The sequence below is a fragment of the Pseudomonas petrae genome, from assembly GCF_021728295.1.
GTDB lineage: Bacteria > Pseudomonadota > Gammaproteobacteria > Pseudomonadales > Pseudomonadaceae > Aquipseudomonas > Aquipseudomonas petrae.
The window spans coordinates 359,716-375,551 of record NZ_JAKJXE010000001.1 but is presented as its reverse complement, the minus strand read 5'-3'; the positions used below and the strand labels follow the sequence as shown (position 1 = coordinate 375,551).

The following is a 15,836-nucleotide window of genomic DNA, read 5'->3' as shown; positions in this document are numbered from 1 at the left end:
CTCGCCCCGTCTTGTTGACGGGGCGAGTAGAGGCTCTAGATCGCTACGATGTTGGCGTAACTGCCAAAGTTTTCATACTTTATCGATGCGGAGCCTTGTTCCCCTGTTACCAGGTTTTTGGTGTAGTTCATCAAAATCCCGGGGGCGCTGGTACTCGACCAATAGGGTTTTTCGCCCATGGGAAACGTATTTCCATACTGACTCCAAATACTGTTCAGCACATCAAGGGAAGGTATTCCGAGCCCACGTGATGCGGCGGTTTTCTGTGCCCCTTTAAAGGTGTCGTTCCCCAAGCCATAAACCATGGTTACATTTGAAACTGTCACGTTGTAGCTGCCTCTGCGACCTTGCCCATCCTGCACAGTGATAGTTGCGACGCCGTTCGATACCGAATTGATACGGCCATTGTTATTAACTTGTACCTTTGTGTCATCGCTGGATGAGTAAACGTAAGGTGGCACACCGCTGCTGGGGATCCTGACCAGAGTAGTGCCTGCCGGCCAGCTCAAAGGTTCATGGCCTGGATAGCCTGCCAGCCCCCAAAGCGCGCCATTCAGCGACACGGGCGACGAATCCAGCACAAAATCCGGTATCGGTGATACCACGGTGAAGTTGCGAGTACCCGACGAAGGATTGTCGGCATATCTACCCACGGCTTTGATGCTGTGGGAACCCAGTGCCACGCTCACCGACAGGCTCCAGCTCCCCGTACCCCCTACCGCCGTCGTCCCCCTGGAAGCGCCGCCGTCGAAGACCTCAACCTGCGCGTTCGCCACTGCCGTACCCGACGCCGTCACCGTGGTTTCGGTGGTGGTGCCTCCTTGAGCGATCTCTCCCTTGGTATCGCGCACGCTTAACGTTGGCGCTGTTGCAGCCTGAACATTGAACGTCCATGCCGACGACACCGGATTGCTCGCGTACAACGCTTTTGCGGTCAGGCTATGGGCGCCGACCGACAGGCCGCTGACAGACCGTGACCAGTTGCCGCTGGTGCTCATGCTGGCAGTACCTCTGGACGAGGCACCGTCGAACACCTCCACGGATTGACCGATCGAGGCCTTGCCCGACGCGGTGACGGCGTTGGCATAGGTCGAACCACCGTTGCTTACCAGAGTGCCCTGCGGGTCCTCAACCCGGGTGATGGTCGGGGTGACCACAGCGGTCACCGTAAATTTACGCACGGTCGATTCCGGATTACTCCCGTAGTTGGCCCTGACTTTCATGTCATGTCGCGCCACGCTCAGGCCGGTAAGGGTCAGCGTCCATTGCCCGCTTGGATTGGCCGTAGCAGTGTTTTGGGACACCGTGCCATCGAAGACTTCCACCTCAAGTCCTGCGCTGGCGGTACCGGTCAACACCACGCTGGTATCCACGGTGAAACCGTCAGGCGGGATCTCCACGTCTTGCGTATCTTTGATATGGGTGATGGTCGGTGTGACCGTTGCGGCGATAATCACCGTCCAGACAGCGGATTCAGGCTGCGTGCCATACAAGGCCTTCGCCGTGAACGGGTGCGACGCAACGGCCAGCCCGGTAACCGTGAGCGACCAGGCGCCCGATCCATTTGTTCGGGCGGTGCCTTTTGAGACGCCCCTGTCAAATAGCTCGACTTGCTGATCGGCGCTTCCCAGCCCGGAAACCGTAACGCTGGTATCCACGGTCGTCCCGCCATTGCTGACGGGGCCTCGGGAGTCCAGTACCTGATTGATGACAGGCCTCACATTGGCCAGCACTTCCAGGCGACGAGGCGGCGAGATCAGGCCGCTGCCGTCGAGGGCCTTCGCCGTGAAGCTGTAGGTTTTCGGGGTGAGCGCCGACAGACTCGTGCTCCACCCACCGCTGGCATTGGCGCGCACACTGTCGAGGCGCGTCGCGCCATCCAGAATTTCCAGCTCGGCTTCAATGGTGGAGGTGCCGCTGATGCTCAAAGTGGTATCGAACGTGGTGCCCCCTTCAGCCACTTCACCCTTGCTGTCCTTGATACTGACGATTTGCGGATTGACCCAGTCGTGATGCAGCTTGAAGGTGTACACCGTACGCGGAAACTGGACCGCAGCGTTCTCGCTGGCCGTGCCGTCGAAGGCGACGTTGCAGATCACCACAACGCGAGTGTCCTGCCCGAGCTTCTCCAGTTCAGTGCGCAACGCGCTTTCAGACAGGCCGGCACTCGCCTGGCCGCTGGTCAGCGGGGCACCGTCCAGCAGCGTAATCGAGTAGACGCCGCCGCTACTGGTTTCCCCCTCAAGCCTCAGCCAGACTCGCTGGCCCGCCAGGCTGAAGGGCCATTTGGCAACGGTTGCCGTGCCGTTGCCGGTGAAGGTTGCCAGGTTAAGGGTCATCGTCTGGCTGTTGGCCTGGGTGATGACGGGGTGCGGCAGGTCCTTGTCGGGGTCACCGAACGGCAGCACTGGCAGGCGCAACATCTCGGACTGCTTTTCTGCGGTGTAGCGTTTGACGCGATAGTACACGCTGACCTCGCGCCCGATGTTGGCGCCGATCACGGTGGCGGGCACCGTGAACTCGACTTGCCCGTTGGCGCTGCCGGGTTTTTCCTGATCAGCGGGCGTGCCGATGCCCGTGCTGCCCAGCCAGACCAACGTGACGAGGTCTTGTGCCTCCATGCTGGCGTAGCTCACCCGTACGGTCGCGCCCGCCAGCGCATCCATGGGGTCAAGTACCCCGGCGCTGGCCTGCACCACGGCAGGGGCGGGCAGTTCGCCGATGAGTTTGCCGATTACCAGATCCAGTGTTGCCGAGTACTGAAACGTGCCGGTGACGCCGCGCTCCAGGGTGTACAGCACCCTCACTTCATCGTTGATGTTGGGCTCGACCAATGAACGGGGGATGGTGAAATCGACCGGTTTGCCGGCAAGGGCCGTGGTGATGGGGATCCAGTCGCTGCCGCTGCCCTCCAGCGGATGACCGAGCCAGTACCAGGTCAGCTTATCGCCGGCGACCGTACCGGGGTAATTGACCCGTAGCGTGACATCACCGGGGTTCACCTCGGGGTCAAGCACGCCATCCGGTGCTTCAACGATGATCGGCGCGGGCAGTTCGGCCACGTGCTGGCCGACTCTGACGAGCAAGTGCTCCGATACCCGCACATCAAACACCTGCCAGGCGTCATTGGAGACCCGATAGCTGACGTCGAGTGTGCCGTTTTCAAGCAAGGCGATGTGTTCGCCCATCACGGGTATATAAACGACGTTGCCTACGTCGTTCGCCGTCACGATGTGCTGGGTTTCATACACATAGGGCGTCCCATCACTTCGGGTGCCCAGCCAGTCCAGATTAATCAGATCGCCATTGGCCATGCCGGCGTAAACCGGGATCTCTACATGGGCGCGTTCTTCACGCGCGTCGAGTACATCGCCGATCAGTTCCAGAATGCGCGGGATCTGCAGCGGTGCCACTCCGGTAATCCGCACGGCTGCCCGTTTCGAGGACTGCGGCGGGTCGCCGTTGGCTTTGGTCAGGACATAAGACGCCTGAGCGGTCCCGTTGATCATCTCGCGCACGAGTGCATTCGGCACCGTGGTGTCATAGATGGCCGGGATATTCCTGATGGTGACCGATTGGCTATACGTCAGCGGGGCGCCTGCCGCCGTGGTGCCGAGCCAGGTCATGGTCACTGTGTCGCCGAGCTCGAACGGGTCTGCGGTGACAGGGATATTCACCGTGACGTTCGCGCTGCCCAGAGTGCCCAGGTCGATCTCGCCATTGACAGCGTCCTGAATGATCGGTGGCGGCAGCTTCCACGCGCCGGCCTCTACCGCCACGAAGGTCTGCAACGACCATTGCTCGGAGAAATTCCCGACCTCGTCGTACACCTGATAGTGAACAAGCAGCTCATCGGCATCGCCTGCCGCGAGTATGACGGCCTGGTCAACCGTGATGACGACGGCTGAAGTGCCCGCTGCCTCCTCTTCAGTGATCGGCCGAATGATCGACACCACGCCCCAGCGCAACTCAAGGGTGTCGCGGGCCGCGCGGCCGGGGTACGCAGCGATAGTCACCGGGATGCCATCCTTGGCCCACTGGGCATCGACGCCGTTGTCGATAACGTCCTGCGGCAGTTGCGGCGCCGCGAGTTCCGAGTGGCCAGGCTGATGCGGATCGCGATCCTTGCCTCCCGGCCGGTCGAGCTTGACCCGCAGGCGCAACGGCGCGGATTCCTCCGGCACGTTCGAGCCGGCGCGGGTCAGGCTGTAGGAGACCTTTTCAGCCCAGTCGGGCTGGATCGGCTCAGTTGGCAGATAGAAAGCCATGCGTTTGTCGATGTCGGCGTCAGTGACGTCGCGCCCGCCCACGGACAGGCCGTCCCAATAGATGTCGACACGGTCGCCCACCTGCATGCGCAGCCAGGGGTCGATGACAGTGAGCAAACCGCTCAGGTTGTCTTCGACCATGCTGATGTTCACGCCGCCGTCGCCGCCTACGACGGGGGTGACCAGGCCGGCGATCAACACAGGACGCAACGCGAGCGTTGAGTAGTCGCGGTTCAGTGGGGGGAAGAGCGTGCGTGAGTAGCGTTTCATGGTGAGCTTCCTTGTCGGGTTGTGTCCTGAGTCAACTGCCAGGTGCGCGGCTGCATGTCGGAGGTCATGGCTGCGGAGTGGGCTACTTGAACCGACGCAACCACCATGCTGCAGGGTATTCCGGGTTACCAAGGGCTTTGGGCGCCCTGTCGTTTGGAGAAGAATCGTTCGGCGACGTGGCCCTGGTGGGTTGACTGCTGTCGATGAATGCCAGCGTTATTGGGCGCTGTATCGGGGGATTCTGGCTACTGTCAGAAATGACAGGTCTGGTCAAAAAGCGATCGGTTTGGGTCACCGCTTATCGGATGCTCACAGGGCTGTTGATCACCGGAACGTCGCCGACGTAGCGCGTCGACGACGCCTTGAATTGCGCCAGTGTGAGGGCTGCGAAGCCGGTATTGGCAGTGAGAAGGTGAGCCACCCAGATACCGCTCACCGTCAGCGAGTAACGGCGGGTGGCCCACGAGCTGTAGGTGGAAGTGATGGTGGGACGTCCGGATCGGTCCCGGGGTCGAGGAAACCGTCCTGCGCCTCCTCGACCTCGGGTTTGCTCCCGTTTGTTATTGCTCGGCTACGGTGCCTTTTTTTCGAGGGTGCGTCTGGCGCTCAGCGCCCGGCCTCTCGACGCCGATGTTGCCTTATAGGACAGTTGCCCGCGGATAAGGCTTTGTACGCTGCTGCTATCGCCACCGGCGTATGCATTTCCCCATGTCACCACCCTGCCGTCGGACGTGAGCGCCACAAAGCATTGGCTATTGGCATAGACCGCCTGCACATCGTGCAGCTCGGTAGCCACGGGGTAGGTGTAGCCGCCGCAGGACGCATCGCCCCAGGCAACCACTGTCCCGTCGCGACGCAGGGCAGCGAAAGCTCTGAAGTTCCCGACGACTTGAACGATATCGTCAAGCGCGGCGATGGCCTGAGGAACGGTCCCGCTAAAACTGGAAGGCCCCCACGCGACCACGTGGCCATTGCCGCGGCGGGCCGCGAATGCTTGGTACGTGCTACTGACCTCAATGATATCAGTCATCGCCGCGATGGCGTCAGGCACAACGCCACCATAATCCGGGGCACCCCACGTCATCACTTGCCCGTTTTTCCTGAGCAGTGAAAACGAGAGTGCTGTAGTGCATCCCAGTTCGGCAATATCGTTCAACATGGCAATGTTGGCAGGCACAATACTACCCCAGCTTACGACGCTGCCATTGCCGCGCAGGGCAGCGAAGCCTGTGTTGTCACCGGAGATCTCGACGATGTCGGTCAGGGTCGCAATTGCCGCAGGCACATTGCCCCCGCTCCCTCCCCACGCGACGACCTGACCATTGCTCCGGAGAGCGGCGAATGCGAAGGAAGACCCGAAGATTTGCGAGATGTCGGTCAGTGCGGAAATCTCCGCAGGTACTGTCCCGCCCGAAGCAGCTTGGCCCCACGCGACCAGGTTTCCGGTTGTTTTTATCCCGGCAAATGCGTAGTAGGTGCTTGCGATGTGAGTAAAGTCCGCTGCGGAAGTGCCGGGCGCAGGTACGGCAAGACTGCCGCCCTCGGCCGCATTGCCCCAGACCACGACATAACCGTTCTGACGTCGAGCGGCGTAAGCTGTAACCGTGCAGCTGACTTCGACGATGTCGTTCATGGTGATGATCGATGGAGGAATGGATGCTCCATTACCTCGGTAGCCCCAGCCGACCACTTCGCCGGTGTCTAGATGGGCAACCAGGGCGCCTTGATTGGTGATGTTATCACCGCTGCCGATAACGTTGCCGGGTTAAGGGCTGCCATGTCATCGCTGGTGCGAACTCGTAACACCAGCTCCGGGTGTGTGTCACGAAAGCTGGTGCCCTGAGTCCAGCTCGCGCCATCGCCTTCGTATTGCCATTGTGCCGAGAGCGCAGCGCCGGTCGTGGCGTTGAAGGCACTGATACGCCGCGGTGTCGATGACGGCCGGTAATTGGCGCGATTGACCCGCGCGCCCATGACGTGCAGCTGGCCTGCGCCGATGTCCGTCTTGACGTCATAGACAGCGTCGGGTGACGGGCCTTCAGTGGCCCCACCCGCTCGCTTCACCGTGTAATTCAGGGTCACGCTGTATCCGTCGTTGGCCGCAACCGTTGCATAGGCAATGTCGAATGTCATCTCGCCCGCAGCGGTGGCCGTCTTGACCGGCGATACGCTGCCCGCCCCCGGCTGGCCTTCCCATAGGAGAGTGACCTCATCACCTTGCTTGAGTTGCGCGCCGACGCCAATCGTCACGTGAGCGCCGTTGATCACGGTGTTGGGGTCCAGCGTGGAGCCGACCGCTTCGACGATGGTCGGCGCAGGCAACGGCAGAGCAGCGGCGTCTTGCACGCTGAACGTCAGGGGCAGTGAGGGTTTTATGTCGCCTTGCATGAAGATCACGGTGTAACTCACCGTGACGTTGCCATCCACGCTTTTGCGTACCTCTGCGAGCGTCACAGGAAAGCTCACATCTTTCCCAACCGCAGCGCCCGTGATGTTTTTGTTGGCTGTGTAGGGCGGTGTGCCCTTATCGTCATTCCAGTGAATCGTGACGACGTCACCCGATTCCATGCCCTGCCAGTGCGGGACGACGATCTGGGCTCCGGAGGAGATTTCCTCGAGCGCAAGGATGCCGTCCTCACTGCCTGGCACAGAGGGAGCGACCAAAACCGGCTGCTCTGCGGCGCCGACGCTGAACGCCAGCACATCGGAATAACTTTGGCGTCCGCCCACACGAATCACCCAGTACGATGCCTGAACAGTGCCGCCGTCGTTGGCCGAAATGTCTTCTGGATACAGTTCGAACACCACAGGTTTGTTCAGGGTGAATGAGGTGATCTTCAGCGAGTCCTCCACATCGCCGCTGACGCTGCCACGCCACAGGTAATGCACGTCATCGCCTATGGCCATGTCAGGATAAGGCGGCACGGTCAGGGTTGTTGCGCCGTAGGCGGGATCTATCGCCTCATTCACCACCCCTGCAACTACTGGGGCTGGCAGCTCGGCACGGGCCTCGCCCACTTGCAGCGGCGTGGCGCGGGCGGATTCGCGGTTGACGATCGTGCCGTCTACGTCTTTGGCCAATATGAAATACAACCCGAGTGTGCCGCCCTCGATGGCTTTGAGGTGCGTGCCCGGTACGGTGAAATTGATCGGGGCCTTGGCGGTGGCCTCCCGGGTGGTGATGTTATGCGGGTTCAGTTCCGGGTCGTAGATGGTGAGGTCAGGCCGGGTGCCGATCCATTTCAGGATGAGTTGATCCCCCGCCGCCATACTGTCATCCCACGGGATCTGCACGGTCGTACTGGCGAGGTTCGGATCAATTGCGCCTTGCTGTGCATCAAGCGCAACTGGCGCGGCCATGCGCACGGCTTCACCGACCACACTGATGAATGCCCCTCTGGACTTCGACTCGGTGTCGTCGGCATGGATCAAGCGATAGGAGAAAACCGCCTGGGTTTTAGCCAGTGGCCGAACGACGGCGTTAGGGATTTCCGCCTCGAAAACATGCGGCAGGCTGTCGATCGTAATCTCCGGCGCTTCATGGTTGACCGGATCGCCTGCAGCTGTAGTGCCCGTCAACTTCACCACGATCCTGTCGCCCAGGACGAAGTCGGCCTTGAGCGCGCCAAGGCTTGAGAACGTCTCTTTGCCCATCGACGCTTGCAATCGTGCAGCCTGTTCCGGCGTTAACGACTGACTGAGTTGCTCCAGCATCTCGCGAGTCGTGGCCGCTACGATCTGCACTGTCACCGGGCTGCCCGCCAGCGTGTCCAGGTCCAGAACGTTGCTGAGTGCTTCCTTGACGATCGGTGAGCCCAGCCGCGAGTTGCCGGTCTCAACCACAATACGGGTCTCGGCGGCCCAGTCTTCGGACTGGTTAATCACCACGTCATAGACCTCAAAGGTCACGGCCAGGCCGTTTGCGCCTGAGTCTCCCCCGGCAAGAATCACTGCCTCATTGACCATGATCTCGACCGGTTGGTCCACTTCCCCAGCGGTCACCTTGTGGTGCACAAATTCCCCGCCCCAGGAGAGCTTGATGTCGTCCCCTTCGGCCATGTCAGGATAGGCCTCAATGGTGACCGGCACGCCATTCTTGGCGGCAGCGGCATCCACGCCGTCGTTGATAATGGCCTGAGGCAGGTTCAACTTGAGCGCCGAATGGCCGGGGGTGTCGCCGTTCTGATCCTGTCCGCCGGGACGATCGAGTTTGACCAGTACGTGGGTTTCAGCGGACAGCTCGGCAGTCTGGCCCAGCCGCGTCACGCGGTACTGGAGCGTGTGATTACCCTGAGTGAGCCTCGCTGCTGTGACAAAGGCCGTCACCCGCTGGCCGACCTCCGCATCGCCAATGAGCTCTGTCGTGACCGGCGAGCCGTCGAGCAACACGGCCACGCTGTCGGCCTGACCCATGGCCGACCACGCCGGAATGTACAGCTGCAGGCCATTTTGCGGGAAGTTATCCAGGGCGGCGCCGTGGTTGATGCCCCATAACGTCTCGCCGGGTCCAGCCGGTGGCTCGGGGAGAGGGCCCACGGCACCGGGGATTTCCAGTTCGATCAGCGAGTTGGGAGTGATGGAAGTGAGGGACGGGTCTTGCGATGATGAGGCCATGGCGGTTGACTCCTGTCGATGGGTTCCAGGAGTCATTGAGCGCCGGATCGGGGTGTTTGGCTACTGTCACAAATGACAGGTTTTGCCGCCTTTGGTCGGCTTTAACCTGAGGTGGAGCATGGCCTCGCGCGTCAACAAGTCGTCTTTAAACAGACGTCTGTTTCGCCGCTGCGCAGGGGCTATTTCCAGCTGTGAATGGGCCAGCCAGCCGCTTGTGCCGCCTCGCGCAGCACCGGGTCAGGGTTCACCGCATGGGGGAAGTCCACCTTCTGCAGCAGCGGCAGATCATTGCGTGAGTCCGAATAGAAACTCGCACCCTCAAGGTTCTCGCCTTCCTGATCCAGCCACGCCATCAAGCGGGTGATCTTGCCTTCGCGGTAGGTGAGCACGCCGGTGGTCTTGCCGGTGTAAACGCCATGGGCAAGCTCCAGATCGATAGCCAGCACCTCATCAACGCCGATGCGCTCGGCAATGGGCTTGACCAGGTGCACGCCCGACGCCGAGATGATCAGAATGCGATCACCGGCCGCGCGGTGCTCGGCGATGGCCTTGGTGGCGTCACTGAAAATGATCGGCTCGATGTAATCCTCAACCCAGGGCCCCACCAGAAAATCCACTTCCTGCGGCGTGCGCCCGACCATCGGGTCCAGGCTGAACGCCATGTAATCTTCCATGGCCAGTTCGCCCTTGCCGTAGGCGTCCATCAGTTCATGGTCTTTCTTCATGAACCACTCGGGATCGACCCAGCCCAGCCGCCCCATCTGCTCGCTCCACAGGCTTGAACAGTCACCGTGGATCAGGGTTTCGTCCAGATCGAAAATCGCTAAAGCCATTAAAGCTGTCCTCTTTTTTGGTACTTACGCAGTCCCCATGTAGGAGCGCGCTTGCCCGCGAATGCGTTGGATCAAGCGGCATCTAAGGTGCAGACCCACCGCATTCGCGGGCAAGCGCGCTCCTACAGGGTTGGCGTCAAATTCATGCGACTTCACACAGCGCCGACGCTTCGATGTGCAGGGTGACGCGCTGGCCTTTCGGGTGCAAGTCGCTGGCCGAACGGTTGAGCACGTCGACCACCAGTTCCACGCCCCGGGCCTCGACGCGATAGCGGATCACGTTGCCCAACAGGCTGTGGCTGCGCACTTCGCCTTCCAGCGAACCGGTCAGGCTCAATTGAATGGCCTCCGGGCGAATCGCCACGCGGCTGTTGATCGGGCGCTGCATCAGGCGGCTGGCGGCGTCCGCCTCCAGCAGGTTGTAGTTGCCGATGAAGCCGGCGGCGAATGCGTCGACCGGTGCGGTGTACAGGGTTTCGGCGTCGCCGCTCTGCACGATCCGACCCTGATTCATCAGGAAAATCCGGTCGGACATGGTCAGCGCTTCTTCCTGATCGTGGGTCACGAAAATCGTCGTCAGGCCCAGCTCCTGCTGAATCGCGCGGATCTGCTCACGCAGGTGCTTGCGGATGCGCGCATCGAGGGCCGACAGCGGCTCGTCAAGCAGCAGCAGGCGAGGGCGGGTCACCAGCGATCGCGCCAGTGCGACGCGCTGACATTGCCCGCCCGAGAGCTGATGCGGGTACCGCGTGGCGAACTCGTTCAGCTCCACCAGCTTGAGCGCCTCCGCCACCCGCTGCTTCATTTCATCCGTGCTGACTTTCTGCATGCGCAGGCCGAAGGCGACGTTCTGCTCCACGTTCATGTTGGGGAACAGCGCGTAGCTCTGGAACACCATGCCGATGCCGCGCTTCTGCGGCGACACCGGCACCAGGTCCTTGCCGTCGAGGAAGATCCGGCCGCTGGTCACCGAGGTTAGCCCGGCGATGCAGCGCAGCAGGGTGGACTTGCCGCAACCGGACGGGCCAAGCAGGGTGACGAATTCGCCCTTGCGGATTTCGCAATTGATGTCGCTGAAGACCGCCGTGCTGCCGTAATTCTTCTGCAGGTTTTCGACACTGACGAAGCTCATATCAGTCTTTGTCCTTGTTCAGTCGGTTGGCCGCCCACGTCAGCAGCAGTACGAAAAAGAAGTAGGAAATCACCAGCGCGCTGTTGAAGTGGCCGCTGCTGTTGCGCATGTTGTTGAGGTACACCTGCAAGGTCTCGTAGCGGGTGCCGACCAGCAGATTGGCGAACACGAACTCGCCGAACAGGAACGAGAACGACAGCAGCAGGGCGATCATCAGGCCCTTGCGCAGGTTCGGCAGCACCACCAGAAACGCGGCTTGAAAGGTATTGGCGCCGAGTAGTTGGGCCGCGTCCATCAGGTCAACCAGATTGATCGCCTGCAGGTTGTTGGTGATCGCCCGGTACATGAACGGCAGTGCCACGGTGAAGTAGCAGCCGATCAGAATCCACGGCGTACCGACCATCGCCAGCGGCCCCGAGCCGTAGAGCTGCAACAGGCCCACCGACGACACCACCGGCGGCACCGCGAAGGGCAGCAGGATGAGGATGTTCATCAGCGCGTCGAGCTTGGGGAAGTGGTAATGCACGACGAACAGCAGCGGCAGAATCAGCACCACCGACAGCGCCAGCGCGCCGACGCACACCAACAGCGACTGGCCGAACGCGCGGAGAAAACGCGGATCGCTCCACAGTGCGACGTACCATTTGTAGGTCAGGCCGTCGGGCAAAATCGTGGCCGACCAACTGGTGGCGATCGAATAAACAAACGTGCCGAGCAACGGCGCGAGCAGAATCAGAAACAGCAGGTACACCACGACGCGGTGGTAAAGCCCCGGCGGGCGGCGTTCAGCGCGAGACATGGTAGCTCCTCTTCAACAGCCACTGATGCACGACCGTTACCAGCGTCATCATCCCCACCAGAATCATCGCCAGGGCGCTGGCCATGTTCGGGTCCAGCGTGATGTCGCCGGCGACCATCGCCGCGATGCGGATCGGCAGCACGTTGAAATTGCCAGTGGTCAGCGCGTAAACCGTGGCGTAAGCACCCAGCGCGTTGGCCAGCAGAATCACGAAGGTGCCGAGCAGCGCAGGTGTCAGCACCGGAATCCCGATGTGTCGCCAGAAATCCCAGCCGCTGGCCCCCAGCAGCGACGCCGACTCGCGCCAGTCTTCGCGCAGCGCATCGAAGGCCGGGTAGAGCAGCAGCACGCCCAGGGGGATCTGGAAGTAGGTGTAGAGAATGATCAGGCCGGTTTTCGAGTACAGGTTGAAGTCATCGATGATCCCGGCCTGCTTGAGAATCAGCGTCAGCGCGCCGTTGAAACCGAGCAGGATGATGAAGGCAAACGCCAGCGGGACCCCGGAAAAGTTGCTGGTCATGTTGGCGAAGGCGCTGACGAAATCCCTCAGCCTCGACGGCACTTTGCGCAGGGAGTAGCTGCCGAGGATCGCGATGATGATGCCGATCAGGCTCGACCAGAAACTGACCTCCAGGCTGTACTGCATCGCCTGGCGGTAGAAGCGCGAGTTGAACGCCTTGATGAAGTTGTCGATGCCCCAGCCGGCGTCCGATTGCAGGCTGTTGATTGCCACCCAGGCCAGCGGCGCGATCTGAAACGCGATGAAGAAAACCGCAAACGGCACGAGGCACAACAGCCCCAGCCATTTGCCGCGGCTTTGTGAATTCACTTGAGCACCTCTCTGCACACAGGTTTGTCGTGGGGCACGCCGAGCAGTTCGCAGACGGTGCCGCAGATCTCGGTCTGTTTCGGTTGCGCATGGGGGTCGAGGCTGAAGGCGTCACCGAGCACGAACAGCGGGACTTCGCGTTCTTCCGGCAGTACGCCGTTGTGCGAGCGGTCGTTGTTCATGCCGTGGTCAGCGGTCACCAGCACTTGATACCCCGCATCGAGCCAGCGCTGCAGATACTCGGCGAGGATGATGTCGGCGGAGCGTGCGCTGTTGCGGTATTGCGGGGTGTCGAGGCCATGCTTGTGGCCGGCGTCATCGATGTTCATCGGGTGAACGAAGAGGAAATGTGGCCCGTGGGCAGTTCGAAGATGCTCGGCGTCGTCGAACAGGTGTGAATCGGGGTAGTGATCGACGTAGTAGAAATGCCCGTGCTGAATCGGCAATTCGGCGTCGTCGGTGTGGCGGTCGCGTGCGGCAACGAACGGGCTGCGGTTGTACAGCTCGCTGACCCAGTGGTACGCGGCAGCGGCGGTGGTCAGCCCGGCGTCGGTGGCGTAGTGGAACACGCTGCGCTGGTTGGAAAGCCGGGAAACCTGGTTGTGCACGATGCCACTGTTGATGGGCGCAACGCCGGTCAGAATGCACTCGTACAACGGGCGTGACAGCGACGGCAGTTCGCATTCCAGCTGATACAACGCCGCGCGGCCTGCGTTTCGGTAGGCCAGCAAATGCCCCATCGCATGTTGCGCGACGCTGTAACTCAGGCCGTCCAGCAGGATGAGGATGACGTTGTGTTTCATGGCATCTCCGGAGGGTGACTGTCCCCAACCCTGTAGGAGCGCGCTTGCCCGCGATTGCATAACGTCTGCAACGAAGATGATTCTGACAGTCCGCAATCGCGGGCAAGCGCGCTCCTACACGTTGAAGTGCAGGGGGGGTTACTGCATCTCGACGATGACTTGCTCGTTCCACTGCTGTGGCAGGGCTTTCGAGGTTTTTTCCCACGCTGCCGGGTCTTTGATCGGGGTCACGTTCTTGTACTGCTCGTTGGGCAGCAGCTTGGCTTGCACGTCTGGCGGCAGCGTCAGGTGCTCGGCACGGATCGGGCGCGCGTTGCCTTTGGCCAGGTTGATCTGACCGGCGTCGCTGAAGATGTATTCACGGGCCAGCTTGGCGGCGTTCGGGTGCTTGGCGTACTTGTTGATGATCGTGGTGTAGCCCGAGATCACCGAGCCGTCGGACGGGATCAGCACAACGTAGTCGTCAGGATTGGTCATCTTGGCCTTGTAGCTCAGGCCGTTGAAGTCCCAGACCACGCCCACTTCCACTTCGCCTTTTTCCATCGACTGGATCGACGGGTTGTTGATGCCCAGGCGCTTCTGCTTGGCCAGTTCGGTGAACAGTTGCAGGCCCGGGGCGAGGTTGGTTTCATCGCCTTTCATGGAGGTCGCAGCGGCGAGCACGCCGTTGGCAGCCTGGGCCGCCGTGCTGACATCACCGATGGTGACCTTGTACTTGCCGTTTTTCAGGTCAGCCCATTTGGTCGGTACGTCCGAGCCGTGCAGCAGCTTTTTGTTGACGATAAAAGCGATGGTGCCGGTGTAGGCCAGCGCCCAGTGACCTTCCTTGTCCTTGGCCCAGTCCGGCACTTGCGCCCAAGTGCTCGGTTTGTAAGGTTGGGTCACGCCCTTGGCGGTGGCGATCGGGCCGAACGCTGCACCCACGTCGCCGATGTCGGCGCTGGCGTTGTCTTTTTCCGCATCGAACTTGGCCACTTCCTGAGCCGAGCTCATGTCGGTGTCCATGTGCACCAGACCGTACTTGGCGGTCAGGTCGGTCCAGGTGCCTTTCCAGTTTGCCCAGTCATCGGGCATGCCCACGCTGTTGACCGCGCCTTCAGCCTTGGCGGCGGCTTCAAGTGTTTTGAGGTCGGTGTCGGCGGCCATGGCCGATGTGCTCAGCGCGATGGCCGAACCCAGGAGTGATGCCAGCAAAAGGTGTTTCATTCGAAGCTCCTTTGTGCACTTCTCGACGGACTCATAGAAGTGTTCGTTGCGGATGATTGGTCTAGGTCAGCAATACCTGAGCCAAGTTAGGCCAGTTACATGACGCTTTCGTGTCTGGACCGACTCTTACTGGAAGACACCACGGCCCCAGGGATCGCTGTGAAATGAGCGTAGACCATGCTCAACCGCTTGATCTGAAAGGGCCGGAAGACTTGCCGAGCAACTGCGTTGCAGCGGGCCCAGGCTGGAATGTCACGCAACGGTCATCTACGCTGCCTAGGCTCTGGAGCACTGAAACGGGCCATTCAGCGAGCGACACTGCCCTTAAATAGCGCTGGTCTAGTCCAGATAGGTAACGCAATGCGCGAAGAAATGCCCCGAGCGGTGACGACCATTTGCAACGCGCTGCAAGAGCAGATCGAACACGGTCTGTTGCCACCGGGCAGCAAATTGCCGGCTGAACGCAAGTTGAGCGAGGTCTTCGATACCACGCGCATTACCTTGCGCGAGGCGCTGGTGCAACTCGAGGCCCAAGGTCTGATCTACCGGGAGGAGCGCCGTGGCTGGTTCATTTCCCCGCCGCGTCTGGCCTACGACCTGATGCGCCGCAGCCACTTTCACGCGATGGTTCAGGCTCAGGGCCGAGTGCCCGCGACCCAAGTGATTTCCGCACGGCTGCAACCTGCGTCGGCCGTTATTTGCGGGCTGCTGCAATTGCCGGCGCTGTCCAGCGTGATCCAGATCTGCCGCGCCCGCCGCATTGATGAACGGCTGGTGCTCTACGTCGAGCATTACCTCAACCCCGATTACTTTCCGCAGATTCTCGACATGGACCTGAACCAGTCGCTGACCGAGCTCTACGCCAGCCACTACGACATTCGCTACGGCCAGGTGCGTTTCGAGATGGTGCCCACGGCGTTACCGGCGGAAGCGGCAGGGGCGCTGAAAGTCTCCATCGGCAGCCCGGGCCTGCGCATCGCCCGGGTCAACCACGACCAGCGCGGGAGGCTGATCGACTGCGACCTGGAATACTGGCGCCATGACGCGATTCACGTGAGCGCGGTGGTGGCGGATATCTAGGC

Annotated in this window: 10 protein-coding genes; 1 reads left to right on the top strand and 9 read right to left on the bottom strand. The window is 61.2% G+C overall.

Annotation, left to right across the window (positions count from 1 at the left end; all coding sequences use genetic code 11):
- Positions 1-35: 35 nt before the first annotated feature.
- From L4G42_RS01580 to L4G42_RS01540, 9 genes are all read right to left on the bottom strand, one after another.
- Positions 36-4,538, bottom strand: a complete 4,503-nt coding sequence (locus L4G42_RS01580; protein WP_237259129.1) for a hypothetical protein — start codon at positions 4,536-4,538, stop codon at positions 36-38.
- Between the two features lie 571 nt (positions 4,539-5,109).
- Positions 5,110-6,171: an RCC1 domain-containing protein gene (locus L4G42_RS01575; protein ID WP_237260462.1), complete on the bottom strand. Its 1,062-nt coding sequence runs from the start codon at positions 6,169-6,171 to the stop codon at positions 5,110-5,112.
- A gap of 68 nt (positions 6,172-6,239) precedes the next feature.
- Complete coding sequence (locus tag L4G42_RS01570) at positions 6,240-9,152, bottom strand: hypothetical protein (RefSeq protein WP_237260460.1); 2,913 nt, start codon at positions 9,150-9,152, stop codon at positions 6,240-6,242.
- Between the two features lie 179 nt (positions 9,153-9,331).
- Positions 9,332-9,985 carry an HAD family hydrolase gene (locus L4G42_RS01565; RefSeq protein WP_237254073.1) on the bottom strand — a complete coding sequence of 218 codons (654 nt, stop codon included), beginning with the start codon at positions 9,983-9,985 and terminating at the stop codon, positions 9,332-9,334.
- A gap of 142 nt (positions 9,986-10,127) precedes the next feature.
- Positions 10,128-11,117, bottom strand: a complete 990-nt coding sequence (locus L4G42_RS01560; protein ID WP_237254074.1) for an ABC transporter ATP-binding protein — start codon at positions 11,115-11,117, stop codon at positions 10,128-10,130.
- Between the two features lies 1 nt (position 11,118).
- Complete coding sequence (locus L4G42_RS01555) at positions 11,119-11,916, bottom strand: ABC transporter permease (RefSeq protein WP_065986852.1); 798 nt, start codon at positions 11,914-11,916, stop codon at positions 11,119-11,121.
- Positions 11,903-12,745 (bottom strand): ABC transporter permease, encoded by an 843-nt coding sequence (locus L4G42_RS01550; protein ID WP_237254075.1) that lies wholly within the window; start codon positions 12,743-12,745, stop codon positions 11,903-11,905. Before L4G42_RS01550 ends, L4G42_RS01555 begins: the two co-directional genes overlap by 14 nt.
- The gene (locus tag L4G42_RS01545) at positions 12,742-13,548 is read right to left on the bottom strand and encodes an alkaline phosphatase family protein (protein ID WP_237254076.1); all 807 of its coding nucleotides are present in this window, start codon (positions 13,546-13,548) and stop codon (positions 12,742-12,744) included. Before L4G42_RS01545 ends, L4G42_RS01550 begins: the two co-directional genes overlap by 4 nt.
- 138 nt (positions 13,549-13,686) lie before the next feature.
- The gene (locus L4G42_RS01540; protein ID WP_237260458.1) at positions 13,687-14,754 is read right to left on the bottom strand and encodes an ABC transporter substrate-binding protein; all 1,068 of its coding nucleotides are present in this window, start codon (positions 14,752-14,754) and stop codon (positions 13,687-13,689) included.
- Positions 14,755-15,114: 360 nt separating this feature from the next.
- Here L4G42_RS01540 and L4G42_RS01535 point away from each other — a divergent pair, with 360 nt between their 5' ends.
- A complete protein-coding gene (locus L4G42_RS01535; protein ID WP_237254078.1) occupies positions 15,115-15,834 on the top strand; it encodes a UTRA domain-containing protein in 720 nt (239 codons plus the stop codon).
- Positions 15,835-15,836 lie beyond the last annotated feature (2 nt).